Below are 18,286 nucleotides of genomic sequence, written 5' to 3' on the forward strand. Positions count from 1 at the left end.
GCGAGTGTGATCTCTCTTTCGTCGAGATGACAAACTTTATCTTAAAAATACCTAACAGGTTTTAAAAACCTGTTAGGATACTTAATACTTAAACTTTTTCAAACTTTCATCCAGACCATTTTTCGTTGCTGAAAATGGCATCAGATAAAAACTATATTGATAATCTCCTGACTTAATTTGATATTTTTCTAAAGGCTGAGCAACTGATGTCCAGCTGTCATTTCCTCCCACTCCCATTTGAATCAAATCGATATTAACCGTTAAAAATCCGGGATCTTTTAAGTCAAAAGTATGTTTGGCAGCGCTTAAATTTTCCTGTGTATACGGCCATGCGCTCATGCTTAGAACTTTTGCATCATCTACAACCAACAAACCTTTATTTTTTTGCGGCGTTGAAAAAGCCATCCATCTTACTTCTGTTCTGTTTGCGTTTTCCTGAGGTTTTACATAATGCTCCAGAAAATCATTAATTGGCAAAGAATATTTCCCTACGAATGATCCAAAACTTCTGTCGATATAATTTTCCAGTTCTCCTTTTCCATACCATGAAATCTGATCAAGTTTTCTCTGCACTCCCATTTGCATTCCGACTTTTGGGATATTTGGTAATTTGTTTGTGGCTTTCAAACTATAATCAACTTTTATAATTCCATTTGAATTGATTTTGTAAACGACCTGAACTTGCGCGCTGTCTTTAATGATTTCGTAATCGCTCGTAACGATAATTCCGTCAACTGCTGTCGCCAATTTTGTATTCACTAATTTTGGTTTTGCCTGATACCACGGTTTCAAAACTTTATGCGATTTCCAACCTCTTTTGTCATTATCCGTAAGAGGTCTCACAAAATTAGGAAGTAAAGGAGCAAAAACCTGTTCTTCGCCATTGAAAACATACGAATTCAAAGCTCCGTTTGACTTACTTATATTGATGTCAAAAGTTTTTCCTTTGATTTTAAAATCTGAATCTGTTTCGGTAGATTTTATTTCCGGATTACTTTCTTTTGTAAAATCGATCGTCGTTTCTGATTTTTTCAACAGAAATTGATCTTCCGCGACAGCGTAACCTTTATAAGCCCAAGGTTTATCTGTGGAAAGCTGGAATTCGATATTCAGAAAATATTCGGCATCCTTTTTCAGTTTAGGCAAATATTGTTTTACATCTAAAATCGTAGATTGTCCTGCTTCTATATCGAAAGGTTTTAGGATTTGAGTTTTTACCACATTTCCATTTTCCAATATTTTCAAAACCGGAATATATTCTGCCAGAGATTTTACCGCCTGACGATTTTTGATTTCTAATTGAAAATTATCTTTTAAGGTACTTGTCGCCGGCTGGTAAATCCATTTATTCTCATAAATAGAACCTTTTGGTTTTCCGTTAGAATCTACAATTCCTTTTGTATTGAAGTTTCCGTCGTGGTATTTTTCGCCAAAATCTCCTCCGTGAGCAAAAAATTCCTGACCTGTTGCAGGATCTTTTTTCACTAATCCCTGATCTTTAAATTCCCAAATACAACCGCCAATAACTCTTGGAAGCGAACGAAATTCATCCCATAATTCTTTTAAATTTCCAACCGAATTTCCCATCGCATGAGAGTATTCAACAAAAATAATTGGTCGTGTATCTTTCTTTTGATCTACTAAAAATTTAGGTGTAAAAACTCCGGGATAAAAACGGCTTACCATATCCACATAAGGTTCATCTTGCGGGTTTTCAAATCTATAAGCGTGATCGATCGTTTTAGGATATCTTGGATCAAGCGGATCGATATAACCTTCTAATCTTGGATTTCCTTGTGCCGGCTCGTAATGAACGGGACGCGTAATATCAAAATCATGAACCCAACCCGCCATTGCAGCGTGATTTGGTCCTTTTCCGCCTTCGTTTCCTAAACTCCAAAAAACGACTGACGGATGATTTTTATCTCTTTCAACCATTCTTGTCATGCGCTCTAAATAAGCGTTTGTCCATTTTGGGTCATTGCTTAATTTTCCTCCAATTCCGTGTGTTTCCTGATTGGCTTCATCCATCACCATGATTCCGTATTGATCACACAAATCATAGAAATAAGGATCATTTGGATAATGACTGGTTCTAATAAAATTGAAATTGAATTTTTTAATAGTCGTAATATCTTGTTTAATATCCTCTCGACTTACTGCTTTTCCTTTTGTTGGATGCTGATCGTGACGGTTTACGCCATAGACATACGTTTCTTTTCCGTTGATGAGCATTTTGCCATTTTCTTTCGAAAACTCAATCGAACGAAAACCAACTTTACAGCTCTTGGCTTCTGTAATATTTCCGTTTGCATCTTTTATGGACATGACCAAAGTGTACAAATTAGGATCTTCGGTACTCCATTTTTTTGGATTTGCGATATTTTCCTTGAACATTCCAAAACGCACATTATCCAGACGAGGATAACTTTCGTTGATCATGTCGATAACGGGTTTTTGAAGCGGTTCTTTAAATAAAGCGACATTATTGGCATCGTATAATTGTGCCTGAAAAGTGTAATCTTTGATTTTTTCGCCGGTTAAATTTTCAACTTTTGGTCGCAGTTGAAAAGAAGCATCTTTATATTCCTTATCTAATTTTGTCTGATAAAAGAAATCCTGAATGCGCAACTTTGGCTCTGCCATAATAAAAACTTCACGCTGGATTCCGCTTACACGCCAATGATCCTGATCTTCAAGATACGAACCATCTGTCCAGCGAATTACCTGAACCGAAACTACATTTTCTCCTTCTTTTAAGTAAGGTGTAATATCAAATTCTGACGGAAGAAAACTGTCTTCGCCATAACCCAAAAATTCTCCGTTAAGCCAAACCTGAAATCCGGAACTTACTGCGCCAAAATGCAAAGTTACGGTCATACCTTTCCAATTTTCGGGAACGGTAAAACTGCGTTGATAGGAACCAACACCATTATAATCTTTAGGAATAAAAGGTGGATTTATAGGTCGGAACGGATAAACGGCACTTTTGTAAATTGGAATATCGTATCCTTTTAATTCCCAGTTGGATGGCACTTCTATTTTATCCCAGCCTGAAACTTTTCCTTTGTAGAAATCTTTTGAAGCTTCTTTAAGATTGGATGCATATTTAAAATTCCAATCTCCGGTCAGCATTTGCAATCGGCTTTTTGATCTGTCGCCTTTTAGGGCATCTTCAACATTGGTGTAGGAATACGCCGTTGCTCTCGATGGCTGTCTGTTAATGCTTGTAACCGTTGGATCTTCCCACGGCGCAAATTCATATTTTTTAGGCACTTCCGGAATTCCCGCAGGTTCTCCGGTTACGGATTGGGCCTGAGCGCAAATTGCTAAAAGTAAGATGCAAAATGTAAATACTGATTTAGGTGTCGAAAATCGAAACCTTGAAAAGTGATTAATATAATTGGACTTAAACATTATTTATATTTTTTTAGTGTTCTTGTCATTTCGACGAAGGAGAAATCTCCCTAAGAAACTCTACAAAGTTTTTCCTCTCTTAGTGGAATATTGTCGCGGAGATTTCTCCTTCGTCGAAATGACAAACTTTACTTAATTATTTCTCTACTTAATTCTTCTTAACTTTCTCCGGCGGAGCCACAAAATTCAATTTGCTTTTACCTAAATCTTTAGATGTTGCAATTGCAATTCCTCTTTGTTCTGCTTTGTTAACCGCGCAATAAAAATGATATACTACGCCATTATATTTTACCACAAATGATTTGTGCGCAAACAAATTATCATAAGGCTCTGAGGATTTGATTAAGTCCTCACCTTTCCAGTCGGTCCAGTTTACTAAATCATTCGAAACTGCAAAACGATTAAATGCACCTTGATTCCACCCTGTCCAAAAAGCTCCAAAATAGAACATTACCCAGGTATCATTTATACGCTGAATATAGGCATCTCCCGAAATTCCTTTATGATGATTGATTAATGGTTTATCACCATAACGTTTCCATTCTTTCATATCGTTTGATACTGCCATAGCAATACGTTCTGCGCCTTTAGCCGGATTTATACTATCACCGCGGGCATTATAATACATGATAAAATTGTGTCCTGTCAGTTTTTCTTTATCACGAATCACACTGTTTTTATACATTGTGCTATTATCCCACCATTTTGCGTCTTTGTCTTTTGGCGTTAAAACCGGGTTTTCTAGTCTTTGAAATTCGTGTGGTTTTGTCGGAGCTTCTTTCGTATACGCCATTCCGATTGATAAAACACCTGCTTCGTAACCTTTGCTGTCTCCGCCAAAATAACTCATCCAGTATTTATCATCGTATTTTTCCCATTCGTAACTTCCGCCCCAAGTTGGGTCCTGCAACGAAATGTATCCTGCTTTTTGATTGACATCCCAATGTTTTTCATTTTCTGAGAATGACATTACTTTTCCTAGATATTTCCAGTCTAGCAAATTATCGCTTTCTGCAAGCCAGGTTTCATAACCTCTTCCATCGTAAATTAAATACGTCATATACCATTTTCCGTCTTTTCTGAACACACTCGGGCAATCCATTTTATAGGAGTTGTCTGTTGGAACCATCACCAAACCGTATTTATAAGGCGTTTTGATTTCTTCGTAAATCTCCTGCATTACGGTTTCGTTGATTTCTCTTTTCTTGTATTTGGTTGCACAGCTGGTTATGGCAAGTGCTGAAATAGTTAGAATTAGGTATTTAAGTTTCATTTTGGTTATATTTTTTTGCCACGAAGGCGCTAAGGCACTAAGTTTTTTTTATTTTCGAAAGATTTAATCTCGCAAAGTCGCAGAGTCGCAAAGTTCTATTTTCTATTTTCTATACTCTATTTTCTATATTCTAAAATCTTACTTCTTGCATCTTTCTTCTTCCCACTCTCTTCTATTTTTTCAGTTCTTTTAATTTAGACTCCATCACGTCTTTGTTCAGTTTTACTTTTACCATTCCTGTTGGATGAAATCTTCTCTTTAAATCGATTGCATTATATACGATTGTATAAACGTCATTTCCTTCTGGGATTAAACATAAGGGGGTTCTCATAATATCCCACCATTTATCGACTTTGGTTTCTATTGGAAGATAATGCGCTTCTGACCATTTAACGCCATCTGATGATAACGAATAGGCAATCATATTGGGCAAATGATGTCCCCATCCATCTGGGCCTCCGTCAAAAATCGCGATGTACAGACCGTTTGGTAATTGACTTACAATTGGATTTTCAACAAATTGCGGATGTATAGTTTTAATGGGTTCCAAACCTTTATTCATTCTCGTCCAGGGTCCTTCTAAACTTTTGGATTCGGCTAAAGCCACAAACCAGCCTTTTCCGGATTTCTTCGGATAATCTGCCCAAGAGTTAAAAGGATACGCGCCGCTGTAAAACCCGAAATATTTATCGCCGACTTTATACGGAAAAAACGAAGCAACTCCCTGACGGCCTTCCCAAGGCTGAGAATCCAATCCCGGTTCCATAATAATTCCCATATCTTTATAAGGGCCGCCAATTCCGTTGATTCCGTCAACCGTTGATTCGCATCTCCAAATTCTTCCGAATGAATGATTGGGTTCTATTTCTTTACTTACGGTATACGCCAAATAATAGCCGTACCATTTGTTTGCTTTTTCATTAAAAACCGGCATATACGACCAAATTGCTGCACGGCGGTCGTTCATTGGGTTATCATCTTCGGTTACGGCGTAAGTTCCGCTGGCTTGGTAGATTGTTGATTCTCTTTTCCAGGTGATTGCATCTTTACTTGTCCAATGCCCGATTCTGGTTTTTACACGATCGTAGTAATAATCTACACCAATTTCTCCCGCTCTTTCAGTTGGAAACATATGATAGGTATCGCCAACTTTCACCACGCGTCCGCCTTCAAAACCACCCTGAATTCCTTCTGTTCCAGACATTCCTTCATCAATAACAGGTTTGTTTTCTCCGCCGATAATTTCGAAAAGCGGTTTTTCATCTGAAAATCCTTCGACAATAAAAGTTGGGTTCCAAAGTTTTCCGTCGGGAAGTTCTGCGTTTCTGAAGCCTAATTTTTGACCGTCTTTTACAACTCCTAAAACTGCAAACAATCCAGTTCCGGGATTTAGGGTTTGTGTTCCTTTTTGAAATGAAAGCGCATATACATTAACGGGAGACAATCCAGTAATCGTCAATCCGTTTTTTAAAACCAATTTTGCGTTTTCCAGTTTATTAGATTGAAGAAATTCTGAACTATTTTCCTGAAAAATCCCCACTAAAACCTGAACCGGCTCTTTAAATTTTAACTGTAAAGGAGTATTTGTACCGCTTTTGTATTTATCTGAAGGAAGTTCAATACCTTGAAAACCTTGCAATTCCGGCGCTAAACGAACGATATTATGTTTGCTTCCCGAAAAAACATGAGCGTATTGTGTTGTTTTGAATGTTTTGTAATTGGATTTTACTATTTCAAATGATGCAGGTTTCCATGCACTGTTTTGTGCTGAAACTTGAATATAGAAAGTTAACAGCATTAGAAAAGCTGTTTTGAATTTGAAATTGTATTTTGTGTTTTTTGAAAACATTGGTTTTTTATTTTTTTGTTGATTCCAGAATTCCCTCAATCTTGTCATTTCGACGAAGGAGAAATCGCATGCGCTGAATCCGTAAAGTACGTTGCTCTCTGGATGTGATTTCTCGTTCCTCGAAATGACAAGCAAAACTTGAATATTATATAGCTTTATAACTCACTTTATATTCTACATTCGGTTTTACAATCAACTGATATTTATTTTTTGCTAATTCTGTAATTGTTCCTGAACTCGTTTTTGGTTTGCCTGAACTTTCAAAAATTAATTTTCCTTCTCCTTCAGCTGCTTTTACTTTAATTTCTTTGGTACTGCAATACAATGAAACTTCTCCATTTGGTGTTGGCACTTTTCCTTCCATCCATTGTAAACCTCCCAGATTTGGCTTGATTTCATATTCTGAATATCCCGGAGCGGTTGGTTTTACACCCAAATAATATTTTCCTAATAAATAAATCGGACTAGAACCCCAAGCGTGACAAAGACTTTTTCCGTAAGGACGTCCGTACATGGCTAAATGTTCTGTTCCTTTTTTATTTGGATTGTATTCTTCCCAAAAAGATGTCGCGCCCTCATTCAGCATGCCGCCCCAATACTCTTTCATCTCTTTCAACACATAATCTTGTTCGCCCATTGCACACAAGGCTTCCAACTCGTAAAAACGCATGTAGGGCGTTGTTATTTGAAGAACATTATCGTTCAGCAATACTTTGTTTTTTATACTTTGTTTTTGTTCTTCATTAAAATAATTAAAAAATATACCGAACATATTAGCGTATCTGGTTACAATATTTTGCACTTTACCGTCGATGCGCTGGTGTTTCATCACGTTTTCTTTTTTATCCCAAAACACGTCAAATAACTTTGTTTTTAAATCTTCGGCTAATTTTTCATACTGTTTTTGGTCTTCTTTTTCGCCTGCAATTTTAGCACTAACTGCCATCGCTTCTAAACTTCTGGCTAAAAGCATTTGCTCAAAACTAACCTCGCCTGTTTTTGGTAATCCGTTAGCCCAATCAATAAAAACCCAATCGCCTTCTAATGGTTCCAGAAATCCGTTTTTATTTCTTCTTTCTAAACAGAAATCCATCAGCGATTTCATTCTTGGATAAAAAGTCTGGATAAATTTGGTATCACCCGTGTGCAAGTAGTAATCGTAAACGCCCACGAACCAATACAGCGAATAATCCATTATAATATTAATATGAGCCGTTACAGGCTCTTTACCGCGAAGGGCAAGTAGCGTACGTTCTACAGAAGCCGAATCAAAGAATAAATAATAATTCATTAAATAACTTTGATAAGCATCGCCAGACCAAACCCAGCGATCGCGTTTAATTCCGTCTATAAAAAATTCACGAGAAGTTAAATGCATCGTGTACGCGGAAACATCCCAAATTTTATTCAGTTGTTGATCTGATGATTTGAATGCACCACGATAATCCAATGGCAGATATTCATAAAGCATTGAAATAGAATCATACTTCACCCCTGCATCTGCCTGAACCTGAACGTAGCGAAATGCTTTTGAACCATCATGCGTGTAAGTTTGAGGCTGATTGCCATCAAAAGATAAATAGTCTAGCGTTTCACATTTTGCAGAATCCAGCGCTTCTTCACGAGATTCACCATAGTACAATGCTACTTTGCCTTTGCCTTTTAAGCCGTGAATTTTAATATAACCAAAGGTTTCTTTTCCAAAATCAATTAATTGACCGCCTCCTGCTTTTTCTGTTTTAGTTGCACTCAAAGGTTTAGTCGTCAGTCTAAATTCAGAAGGTTTATTTTCTGGTGAATAAAAATCCGAGGAACCAACAGGCATCCATGGAGTTCCAGACTGTTGTGCTTTTCCGGCTTCGTCAATCCAAAGTTTATCTTCGTTGGTTACTTTCCAAGAAGCATTAGATTTAACATATTTACCGTTAATAAAAATAGCCGGCAATACTTCCTGATTGTATACTTTAAAAGAAATTTTGTGTTTTCCTGCAGGAATTTTTATTGATTTTGGCTGTCCGTAAATTTGAACGCCATCTAAAAGTAATTGAAAAGATCCTTCTGAGTAGATTTTTGCCTCGTCTGGTTCCGGAATATCAACTTCTGTCTGAAAAGTTACCAATGCATACGGGCTGTAATATTGCCAAAGCGGTGGAAAAACTGCTTCGCGTTCTGTTCGTCTTACCTGCATTTTATTGCTCAACCAAATTTCGAAATCGCCTGGATACCAGATCCAAGTTGCTTCTTTTGATTTTTCTTGTGCTAATATAAAAGTCGAAGGAAATAAAATAACACAGAAAAACAAAAATCTAAAAATGGAAAATCGGCTTTGCATATCTCTTTTTTTTGGAGCTAAAGATAAGTGTTATTTTTACATTTCACAACCTGTTGTGTCCTGTTTAACATCTTGATTTAACTTAAATAATATATTGACAATAATTTTAGCGGTATTTTTTTATCTAATCTATTAAATTTTAATCGATTTTTATTTAAAATGATAATGAGTTGTGAGATTTATCATTCATTGATTAAAAATATAATATAAAAATAATCTTACATTTTAGTATATTGATTTAAAAAGTTTTTATAATATTGCTAAATGATTGAAATTACATACGAAGAAGTTAAGGAATTTCTTTTTGAAAAAGAATTTGACTATCAACCGGGCCAAATAGAAATTAGCTTTCCCATTTTAATGAGAATTCATAAGAGATTACAGCAAGGAAATTCTTTTAATGCAATAAAGACAAGAAATGGCAGAATTGTAGACGGTCATCATAGATATATATGTCATCAATTATTGAATATAATTCCTGAAACTATAATGGGTGGAGAAAATAGTAGTAAGTTTGAATTTACATGGAAACAAATATATCTTACCAAAGATGATTATGATGATGCTGACACTAGAAGATTATTTGCAGAACGTTATGATAAAGAATGAATTATAAACCACACTCATGTATAATATGTGTAGTTTATCATAAAAAAGAATTACTTTTGTACTATGTTAATCTTATTAGACATAGATGGTGTAATGGTTCCTACTACATCTTGGAAACCAACAGAGATATTATCTGATGGGTTTGCCAACTTTAGTATTAAAGCCGTAAATACTCTTCAAACTATTATTAATAGTACTGAAGCAAATATTTTATTAACGACATCTCATAAGTCAAGATATAGCAAATCTGAATGGGAAAAAATATTTAAAACCAGAGGAATTATCGCTAATATTGATTCTCTTGAACCTAATAACGATAATTTAAACAGAAAAGAAGAAATACTTCGTTGGTTCACTAAAAATACTATTTCAGAAAGCTTTGTCATTTTAGATGACGATAAATCATTAAACGGTTTACCTGAATACATCAAAAACAAAGCAATTGTTACTAGTGGAACTGTAGGCTTAATTAGTGAGCAGGGAGAACTGGCAATTGATATTTTAAGAAAAAAACAATCTGTTTCCGCTTAAAACTATATAATTCCAAATGAATTTCTTTATGTATATAAAACCGATTAAAAATTTCTCTTCATCGGAATACAAATAGTATACAAAACAAAAGACTGTCTTTTTAGACAGTCTTTTGTTTTTATTACATTAAGCAGAACTTTTAATTTCCATTAAAAACTAAATACAAACTAAGAATTACAATTCCCAAAAATGCAAACAACAGTTTCACTTTTTTACTAGTTTTAGGGATATCCGCTTCATCTGAAAAATTAACTTCAGGAGTTTTATCCACTAATGAAATAATTACAGCTGCTACTAATAACGTTACAAAAATGTAAAATGAAATTAACAAAAAGTGTGGCCAAACCGGATATTTATCTGCAGGGAAAATCCACAGATATAAAACTCCAACAAATAAACTAAATGCAGAACCCCAGGATAATGTTGCATTCACAGCTTTTTTTGTGGTGCGTTTCCAGAAAATGCTTAGCAGAAAAACAACAGATAACGAAGGCGCTAAAAATCCTAAAACAGCTTGAAAAATATTAAATAAGTTTTGCCCTTTTATATTGTCGATCGCAATGGCAATTAAAATTGCAAATAGACATCCGGCTGCAATTGTAATTCTTCCAATTTTAATTTGGTCTTTTATAGTAGCCATTGGATTGATTTTTTTTACATAAATATCATTTGTAAAGACGGTGCTTAAAGCATTTAATGACGAACCAATAGTTCCGACTAAAACGGCAATCATGACACAAATTACCAAACCATTCATTCCGCTTGGGAATAAATTAGTCACCATTGTCATATAGGCTAAATCTGAATTTTTACCCAATTCCGGATATAAGGCGTAACAAAGAATTCCGGGTAAAATAAACAAAGGCAAAGCCATGACTTTTAGCCAGCCAATAAAATTGACTCCTAATTGTCCCTGCTCTAGATTTTTTGCTCCCAAAACACTCTGAACCATCGATTGGTCTGTACAGAAAAAAGCCACTGCTGCAACCGGATATCCCAACAAAATAGCCGGCCACGGATAGTGTGCATCGTTTGCAGGCTGCACTAAATTCCAGAAATTAGAAGGTGTTTTTGCAATTAAAACATCGATTCCACCCAATTTTTGTAAACCTAAATAAGACAGTGTAAGCGAAACTACAATCAATAAAATCATCTGAAAAACATTGACTTTTGCAATTGCTTTTAATCCTCCGGCGAAAGTAAAAATTCCCGAAAAAATCACTAAAACAGTAACACTTTGCCACATCGGGATTCCCAGAATCTGACGTACTAAAATGCCTCCGCTAAATAATCCCAACGATAACCAGCTTACCAAAATTTTTACCAAAGCATACCATGCTAAAATATTTTGGGTGCTGTCGCCGTAGCGTTTTCCCATATATTCCGGCATCGTACTTACTTTACTCGCAATATATCTTGGCGCAAAAACCATTGCCAAAAGCAGTAAAAAAACAAATGCGTACCACTCAAAATTTCCGGCTACAATTCCGGTTGCGTAACCAATACTCGCAAATGCCAATAAGGAAGACGGACCAACATTGGTGCCCCACATATTAAAACCAATGCTGTACCAATTAAGAGAATTTCCTGCCAGAAAAAGAGTTTCATTTTTCTTGCTTTGCTTTACGCTTACCACGTACCCAATGATTAATAATGCCACCAAATAAACGGCAACAATTATAAAATCAAGTGTTGTTAATTTATCGTAGATGCTGTTCATAGTCCGTATTCGTTAAGAACATCAGCTATTTTTACTGGCATTCCGGTTTTTAAAGTTTTATCCATTGCCTGCAATAAAGCTACTGTTCCAATGCCTTCTTTCATATCCGGATATGCGGTGAAATTTTGTTCGATACTGTCTGCAAAATATTCCAGATAATTTTGATATTCTCCCGCGTGGTGACTTTGCCCTTCAAAACGGAAATAATGTTTTAAGGTAGAATCTCCCCAGGTTATTATTTTTTCTTCGCCATCTTTTGTCGTCACGGCATAGCGCAATTCATGATAATCGGCCTGACTTGCGCCTTCGGTTGCTCTTAGAATTGTACTCATTCCACTGTCTCTTTGCGCAGGCTGAGTTGGCGAAGTATAAACGCCGCTTACTCTGGCAATTCTTCCATCGGTCGCTTTGAAGATAAAATGCATCGTGTCTTCATTTTTTAAACCAGCCTTGCTTCCGTTACTGCTGATCATTCCGTAGCCCATAACTTCTTCAATATTGGGCAAATACCATCTGATAAAATCTACAGGATGGCTCAAACCTCCGTACAGCCATTTGAAAGATTGCAATAATGACCATTCTTTTTCTAAAAACCATCTATGATCGGCGTGGTATTGCGCTTCGATTGTGATTAAATCGCCAATTAAACCTTCTTCGTAATCTTTTCTTTGTCTTTTTGCAGGTTCAAAAAATCGTGAACTTTGACCAATAAAAACTTTTTTTCCTGTTTTCGCGCTCAACTCCAATAGTTCTTTTGCATCCGAAAGATCATCGATAAATGGTTTTGTACAAACGACATGTTTTCCGTGAAGCAAAGCTTGCTTTACATGATCAGCATGCAAATGATCCGGCGTGTAAATTGCGATTATATCAATTTCAGCATCATTCAATAAATCTTCGTAGTTTGTTGTATACGAATGGAAATCAAATTCCTTTGCTCTTTTTTTACACAGATCTTCATTTCTGTCACATACTTTTACAAGTTCTAATTTTGAACTTTCTAAAGCTGCCGACATTGTGCTGCGACCTTCTCCAAGTCCTAGAATGGCAATTTTTAGCATGGGGTGTGGTTATTTTAGATTGTTGATGTTAGTTTTTTTAGCCACGAATTCACGAATTATTTTTCAAATCTTTGCTATTATTTTTTTCGAATTAATTCGAATAATATCAGATAAAGTATTTCAAAAAATAATTCGTGAATTCGTGGCTAATAATATTTATTTCGTTTCTACTTTGTTCAAGAAAATCCAGGTTTCGTCTTGTTTTGTGCCTTCGATTCCGGTTTGGTATTTTTTCATTAAAGCATTCCAATCGTCTACACGGGGATTATTTTCCGTTGTTTTTGGATTTAATTTATCCAGATTTTCTCCTTTTGGAATACTGATGATCAACATCAATTGTCTATCATTTTTAAAAACCTGCAATTGCTGAAAATCGGCATTACAGAAACCTTTTGCGATTTCCGGCCATTTTTCAAATTGCGTTTTATGATATTCTACATATTCGTTTTGCAGTTTTGGATCGTTAACCAAATTGGCGGTTAAAACAATATTTTCCCATTCTGATGCCGGTTTTGAATCCTTGCATCTTTCAAAATTCTGAAAGTCATAAATTGGGTTTTCGTAAATTTTTATTTGTGCCGAAGGATAAGCGAGAGCCAACTTCTTTTTCGTTCTTTCCGGCTGATTCATTTTTCCGTAAATCACCAGATGATTTTTCCATTGGTACAATTCCTGACCCACAATTCTAAAACCTACAAGTGTTGATTTGATTTTTTCGAGATCAAAATCAGAACCTATTAATTCAATTGCAACAGGTTTTGGCATTTCCTGCAATCCCCACGGTTCATCAATAATTACTTCTTTTACTAAATCAGAATAAGGCGCCCGAATTCCGGCAGCGTTTTTAATTTTTGTGGTTACATATGGATCATTATTCTCCCATACATTTCCCTCAGGACCATTGTGGTTTTTTAAGATTTTCTTTTCTGCAATCCAGTTATTTTTAATCGTAAATCCCTGCGTTCCTTCATCTGTATACAAATACAACCACAAAAACGGATCGTGTGCGTATGGACTGTTGTATACTTTATCAATATAATTTTCTTCAATTCGGCTGCTTGGCTGTGATGAAAGCGTGTAAATTCCTGAAACATCATGCAAATGTTTGGCATAATGATGAATTTTATTTCCGATTATGTTATTGTTTTCCATCACATTTTTAGTGTGTGTCCAACCCCATCCCATAGAAATTCCGCTATAAGCAACATCCGAAATTTCGTTGTGTTCAATGGTAATATTTTTCACAAAACCGGCTGCAATTCCCAGACATCCCCAATCTTCATTGGCAACATTGGTAATCAGATTATCTGCAATTATTTCATCAGAACAAATTTCTCTTTCGTCTTTGATCACTAGTGGCAAATGTGCTTCGAAAGGTTCTTCGGAGAAAATACCAACATTGATTGCACTTCCGCCAATGTCTTTAAATAAATTTCCTTTGATGGTATTGTGATTTGTACCTTTATTTAAATCTAATCCTGTTGAAGATAAATGTTCAAAATGACACCATTCGAATTGATTGTTATGAGCATAATTTACTTCTACAGCCGCTCTAGGTCTTCCAACCCAACCTTGATTTTCTAAATTCGCCTGATTTGGAGTCCCGGGAATTTTCAATTTATAAGCATCTAATAAATACATTCCTGCCTGCAACGGTACGTGACCTTGTTGCGAAGGACGAAGCCAGTTGCTGTATTGAAATGAAATTCCTTTAAAATTAAAATGATGCACGGGAGAATCGATGGTTCCTTTGATTTCGACTAAATTCTCTAAAACCGGAACAGTAACTTTTGCAGCATTTAAATCTTCACCTTCTCTTGGAATATAATAAATTTTAGCATTTTTTTTATCCAAATACCATTCTCCGGGTTCGTTCAACAAGGAAATTCCGTTGTTTAAATAGAACGCAGAATTTCCGTTGTTTTTTGAAATCCACGGTGCCGGCCATGGATGTTCACTTTGAATACGGCTTTCCGGCTGTTCAAATGAAAGTCTGGCGCTGTCTTTTTGAACTTCGATATTTTTGATACGAAGATTGGCTGTCGACCACCATTGAATGATAAACATTTCCATTCCGGGTTCGAACTTTATGGTTTTGTCTTTAAATGGAATCCAGCAAGTTTCTGTTGCGGCATCCCAGGAAAGAATTCTATCCATTTGGTTTCCTGCAGTGCTTTTTGCTCTGACGGCTTTTTTTTCGTTTACCCACAATTGTCGGTAATTGATAATTTCACCCGCTTTTTGAGGCGCATTGGCTACCCAGACATTTGCTTTTTTTCCGTTTATTGCTGAAGCTTTTTTCCAGTTTTTTATTTCAAAACCACCGCTGATTATGGGTCTTGCGTTTACATCAGCTTCAATTGTTGTGGGACTTTCTGAAGTTCCTGAATCTTCTGGTCTTACAAATAACGGTTCGTTCAAATAATAAGTTCCGTTTTGTACTATAATATGAATTCCGTCTTTTATGGATGGATCCTTTAGGCGGCGTAACTCTCTGGCTTTTCTGATTGCCATTTGAACTGTCGCCAAAGGATTTTCTTTTGTCCCGATGTTGGAATCTTTTCCTTTTGGAGAAACCCAAATTTCACCAGCCGAAACTGAAAACACAGAACAGGTTATTAAAAAAGCTGCAAATATTTTATGAAGAGTAGTTAGACGCATTTTGTGGTTTTAATTTTTATAATGCTTAAAAATAATTCAAACTATAAATTTTACGAATAGAAAACTTATATTCTTGACTATTTTAACATTTATACCATTATATGGCACCAATTTAAAGTAACCTCAAAATATAAGTATCCTGTACACTCCTGCAATTTACAAAATAAGTGTGTTTTTTACACATTATGTTTGTTTACCGCAAAGAACGCTAAGGTTTTTTTATCAAAGTTGCGTTCTATAAATACAAAGTTCGCAAAGCTAAGTCTATGTAAAGCTTTGCGAACTTTGTGCTTTTCAAAAGCATTCTTAAATAAAATCTTTGCGTTCTTTGCGGTAAAATAAGCTTGAATAAAAAAAATAACGTCCGACAATGTCGGACGCTAGATCACAAAAAACCACTTTTGCTTAAACAAACTTAAAAAAAACTATTTTTATCTATAGAAACCCATTGATACTCCGCCATCTACATTTAAGGCATTTCCTGTTGATTTACTCAACAATCCTCCTGTAAATGCAAAACACGCATTGGCAATATCATCAGGCAATATGATTTCATTTAATAAGGTACGTTTGGCATAATATGCCGGCAGTTCTTCTACCGTAATGCCATACGCTTTGGCTCTTCCTTCCGCCCATCCTCCAGACCAAATGTTGGAATCTGAGATCACTGCATCGGGATTTACCGTATTGACACGGATTTTATCTGCGCCTAATTCCGCAGCCATAAGACGCGTTAAATGTGCCTGGGCCGCTTTTGCCGATCCGTAACCCGGATTGTTTGGTCCTGCTACAACAGCATTTTTTGATACGATGTTTACAATATCGCCACCAAATCCCTGTTTTCTCATTACTTCGATTCCTGCTTTTGAAACAATAAATTGTCCTTTTACCAGAATGTCATATAATCTGTCCCATTCTTCCAAAGTGTGTTCTGCGATTGATTTTGAAATGCTGATCCCGGCGTTGTTCACCACGATATCCACGCCTCCAAAAGCAAGGCTTGCTTCATCCAATGCTTTTTCTGTGCTTTTTTCATCCGTTACATTTAAAAGTGTGCTTGAAACGGCATCTTTTCCAAAGGTTTTGATGAAATCTTTTGTCGCTTCTTCAAGTCTTTCTTCATTGATATCGTTGATAATCACACAGGCTCCTTCCTGGGCAAACTTTTTGGCAATTGCTTTTCCTATTCCTCCGGCAGATCCGGTGATTAGGGCAACCCTTCCCGATAATGCTTTTGGTTTTGGCATACGTTGCAATTTAGCTTCTTCAAGCAACCAGTATTCGATATCAAAAGCTTCCTGATGCGGAAGTGAAGTATATTCAGAAACGGCTTCTGCGCCTTTCATAACATTCACCGCATTCACATAATATTCTGATGCCAAACGTGCCATGGTTTTATCTTTGGCAAAAGTGAACATTCCAACTCCCGGATATAAAATAACCACCGGGTTCGGGTCACGCATTGCCGGTGAATTATGTTTTTTGCAGGCATTGTAGTAATCTTTGTACATCGCTCTGTAAGCTTCAAAAGAAGGTGTTAGTTTTGCTTTGATGGTGTTTACATCTGATAAGTCCTCGTTTGGATCCAGTTCCAAAACAAGCGGACTGATTTTGGTTCTTAAAAAGTGGTCCGGACACGAAGTTCCAAGTGGTGCCAGTTTTTCCAAATCATTGGAGTTGATGAATTCCAAAACCCTTGCATCATCAGTATAATGTCCGATCATTTGGCGTTCCGAAGAGCAGAAACCTCTTAAAATCGGCGCTACTTTTGCTGCTTTTAGTTTTCTTGATGCTTCATCAAGACTTTGTATTTTTTGTCCTCCAAAAACAGGACGTTTTTTTCCGTAGTTATTCTCAAGATAAGTGGCGCATTTCTCGATCACTTCAAGTGTGTTGATATAGCTTTCATACGAAGTATCGCCCCAGGTAAAAAGTCCGTGGGAGCCCAGCATGATGCCTCTTAGTTTTTTTCCTTTTTTCTCTGCTTCTTCAAGGCAGGATCTTAATTGTAATCCAAGATCAAATCCCGGACGCTGCCAGCCTACCCAGCCGATTTCCCCGTCGAATAATTCTTCAGTGATTTTTGCACCGTCTTTGGCTGCAGCGATTGCAATTGCCGCATCTGGATGCAAGTGATCAATATGTTTGAAAGGTAAAAAACCGTGTAATGGTGTGTCAATTGATGGCGCTTTAGAAGCCAAATCAAAAATACAGTGATTGAACAATTCTACCATTTCGTCTTCGAATTCTATGCCTTTGTAAACATTCTCCAAATTACGAAGCCTGTCCAAATAAAGTGCCGCACAGCCTGATTTGGTCAAAGTTCCGATATCCCCGCCTGATCCTTTGATCCACATTACCTCTGAGCTTTCTCCCGTTAAGGGATCTTTATCGGTAATTTTTACCGAAGTGTTTCCTCCTCCGTAATTGGTCAATCGTAAATCAGCGCCCAGTAAATTGGAACGATAAATGAAAAGCCCTACTTCATCCCCTGCCAAGGCCGCCGCTTTGGATTCGTCCCAAAGGTAGCTCACGTGCTTAAAATTCATATTGATGGTATTTGTATTCGACATTTATATTATTTTTGGTTGTAAACTTGTTGTGTAAAATAAGAGAATGTAAAAAACATAACTATCCTGTACTATCCTTTATGGAAAAGAACGTATTCAATTGAAAACTAAATATTAACAACTAAATCCTACACAAAAAAGAAGAAAATATTTCAGGAAACAGAATTCAAAAAAGACTTGTAATTGCATGAAAATTAGGCTGGAACTCTGATTTTTTAAGATAAAAAAGAAGGTGGATTATACTGAAAAAAGTGTTTTTCAAA

General features: G+C 36.3%; 10 protein-coding genes. 2 read left to right on the top strand and 8 right to left on the bottom strand.

The features are described from left to right. Nucleotides 1–81: 81 nt before the first annotated feature. From AC3QL1_RS02535 to AC3QL1_RS02550, 4 genes are all read right to left on the bottom strand, one after another. Nucleotides 82–3,417: a glycoside hydrolase family 2 TIM barrel-domain containing protein gene (locus AC3QL1_RS02535; protein WP_492494824.1), complete on the bottom strand. Its 3,336-nt coding sequence runs from the start codon at nt 3,415–3,417 to the stop codon at nt 82–84. A 148-nt stretch (nt 3,418–3,565) separates the two neighbouring features. Then, nucleotides 3,566–4,690, bottom strand: a complete 1,125-nt coding sequence (locus AC3QL1_RS02540; RefSeq protein WP_492494826.1) for a glycoside hydrolase family protein — start codon at nt 4,688–4,690, stop codon at nt 3,566–3,568. 172 nt (nt 4,691–4,862) lie between these two features. Continuing rightward, complete coding sequence (locus AC3QL1_RS02545) at nt 4,863–6,539, bottom strand: hypothetical protein (protein ID WP_492494827.1); 1,677 nt, start codon at nt 6,537–6,539, stop codon at nt 4,863–4,865. Between the two features lie 145 nt (nt 6,540–6,684). Continuing rightward, the gene (locus AC3QL1_RS02550) at nt 6,685–8,871 is read right to left on the bottom strand and encodes an alpha-L-rhamnosidase-related protein (RefSeq protein ID WP_492494828.1); all 2,187 of its coding nucleotides are present in this window, start codon (nt 8,869–8,871) and stop codon (nt 6,685–6,687) included. A gap of 264 nt (nt 8,872–9,135) precedes the next feature. On the opposite strand from AC3QL1_RS02550, the gene AC3QL1_RS02555 reads away from it, so the two are divergent. Both AC3QL1_RS02555 and AC3QL1_RS02560 read left to right on the top strand, forming a co-directional pair. After that, the gene (locus tag AC3QL1_RS02555; protein WP_492494830.1) at nt 9,136–9,480 is read left to right on the top strand and encodes a hypothetical protein; all 345 of its coding nucleotides are present in this window, start codon (nt 9,136–9,138) and stop codon (nt 9,478–9,480) included. A 63-nt stretch (nt 9,481–9,543) separates the two neighbouring features. Beyond that, nucleotides 9,544–10,011 (top strand): HAD domain-containing protein, encoded by a 468-nt coding sequence (locus AC3QL1_RS02560; protein WP_492494832.1) that lies wholly within the window; start codon nt 9,544–9,546, stop codon nt 10,009–10,011. A gap of 139 nt (nt 10,012–10,150) precedes the next feature. Here the strand turns inward: AC3QL1_RS02560 and AC3QL1_RS02565 are convergent, their stop codons facing one another. From AC3QL1_RS02565 to AC3QL1_RS02580, 4 genes are all read right to left on the bottom strand, one after another. Further along, nucleotides 10,151–11,731 (bottom strand): sodium:solute symporter, encoded by a 1,581-nt coding sequence (locus AC3QL1_RS02565; protein ID WP_492494834.1) that lies wholly within the window; start codon nt 11,729–11,731, stop codon nt 10,151–10,153. Next, a complete protein-coding gene (locus AC3QL1_RS02570) occupies nt 11,728–12,792 on the bottom strand; it encodes a Gfo/Idh/MocA family protein (RefSeq protein ID WP_492494836.1) in 1,065 nt (354 codons plus the stop codon). Before AC3QL1_RS02570 ends, AC3QL1_RS02565 begins: the two co-directional genes overlap by 4 nt. Before the next feature lie 156 nt (nt 12,793–12,948). Continuing rightward, complete coding sequence (locus tag AC3QL1_RS02575) at nt 12,949–15,453, bottom strand: L-rhamnose mutarotase (protein ID WP_492494838.1); 2,505 nt, start codon at nt 15,451–15,453, stop codon at nt 12,949–12,951. A 431-nt stretch (nt 15,454–15,884) separates the two neighbouring features. After that, nucleotides 15,885–18,026: a bifunctional aldolase/short-chain dehydrogenase gene (locus AC3QL1_RS02580; protein WP_492494840.1), complete on the bottom strand. Its 2,142-nt coding sequence runs from the start codon at nt 18,024–18,026 to the stop codon at nt 15,885–15,887. Nucleotides 18,027–18,286 lie beyond the last annotated feature (260 nt).

This window comes from Flavobacterium sp. GW823-FHT04A11 (assembly GCF_058796535.1).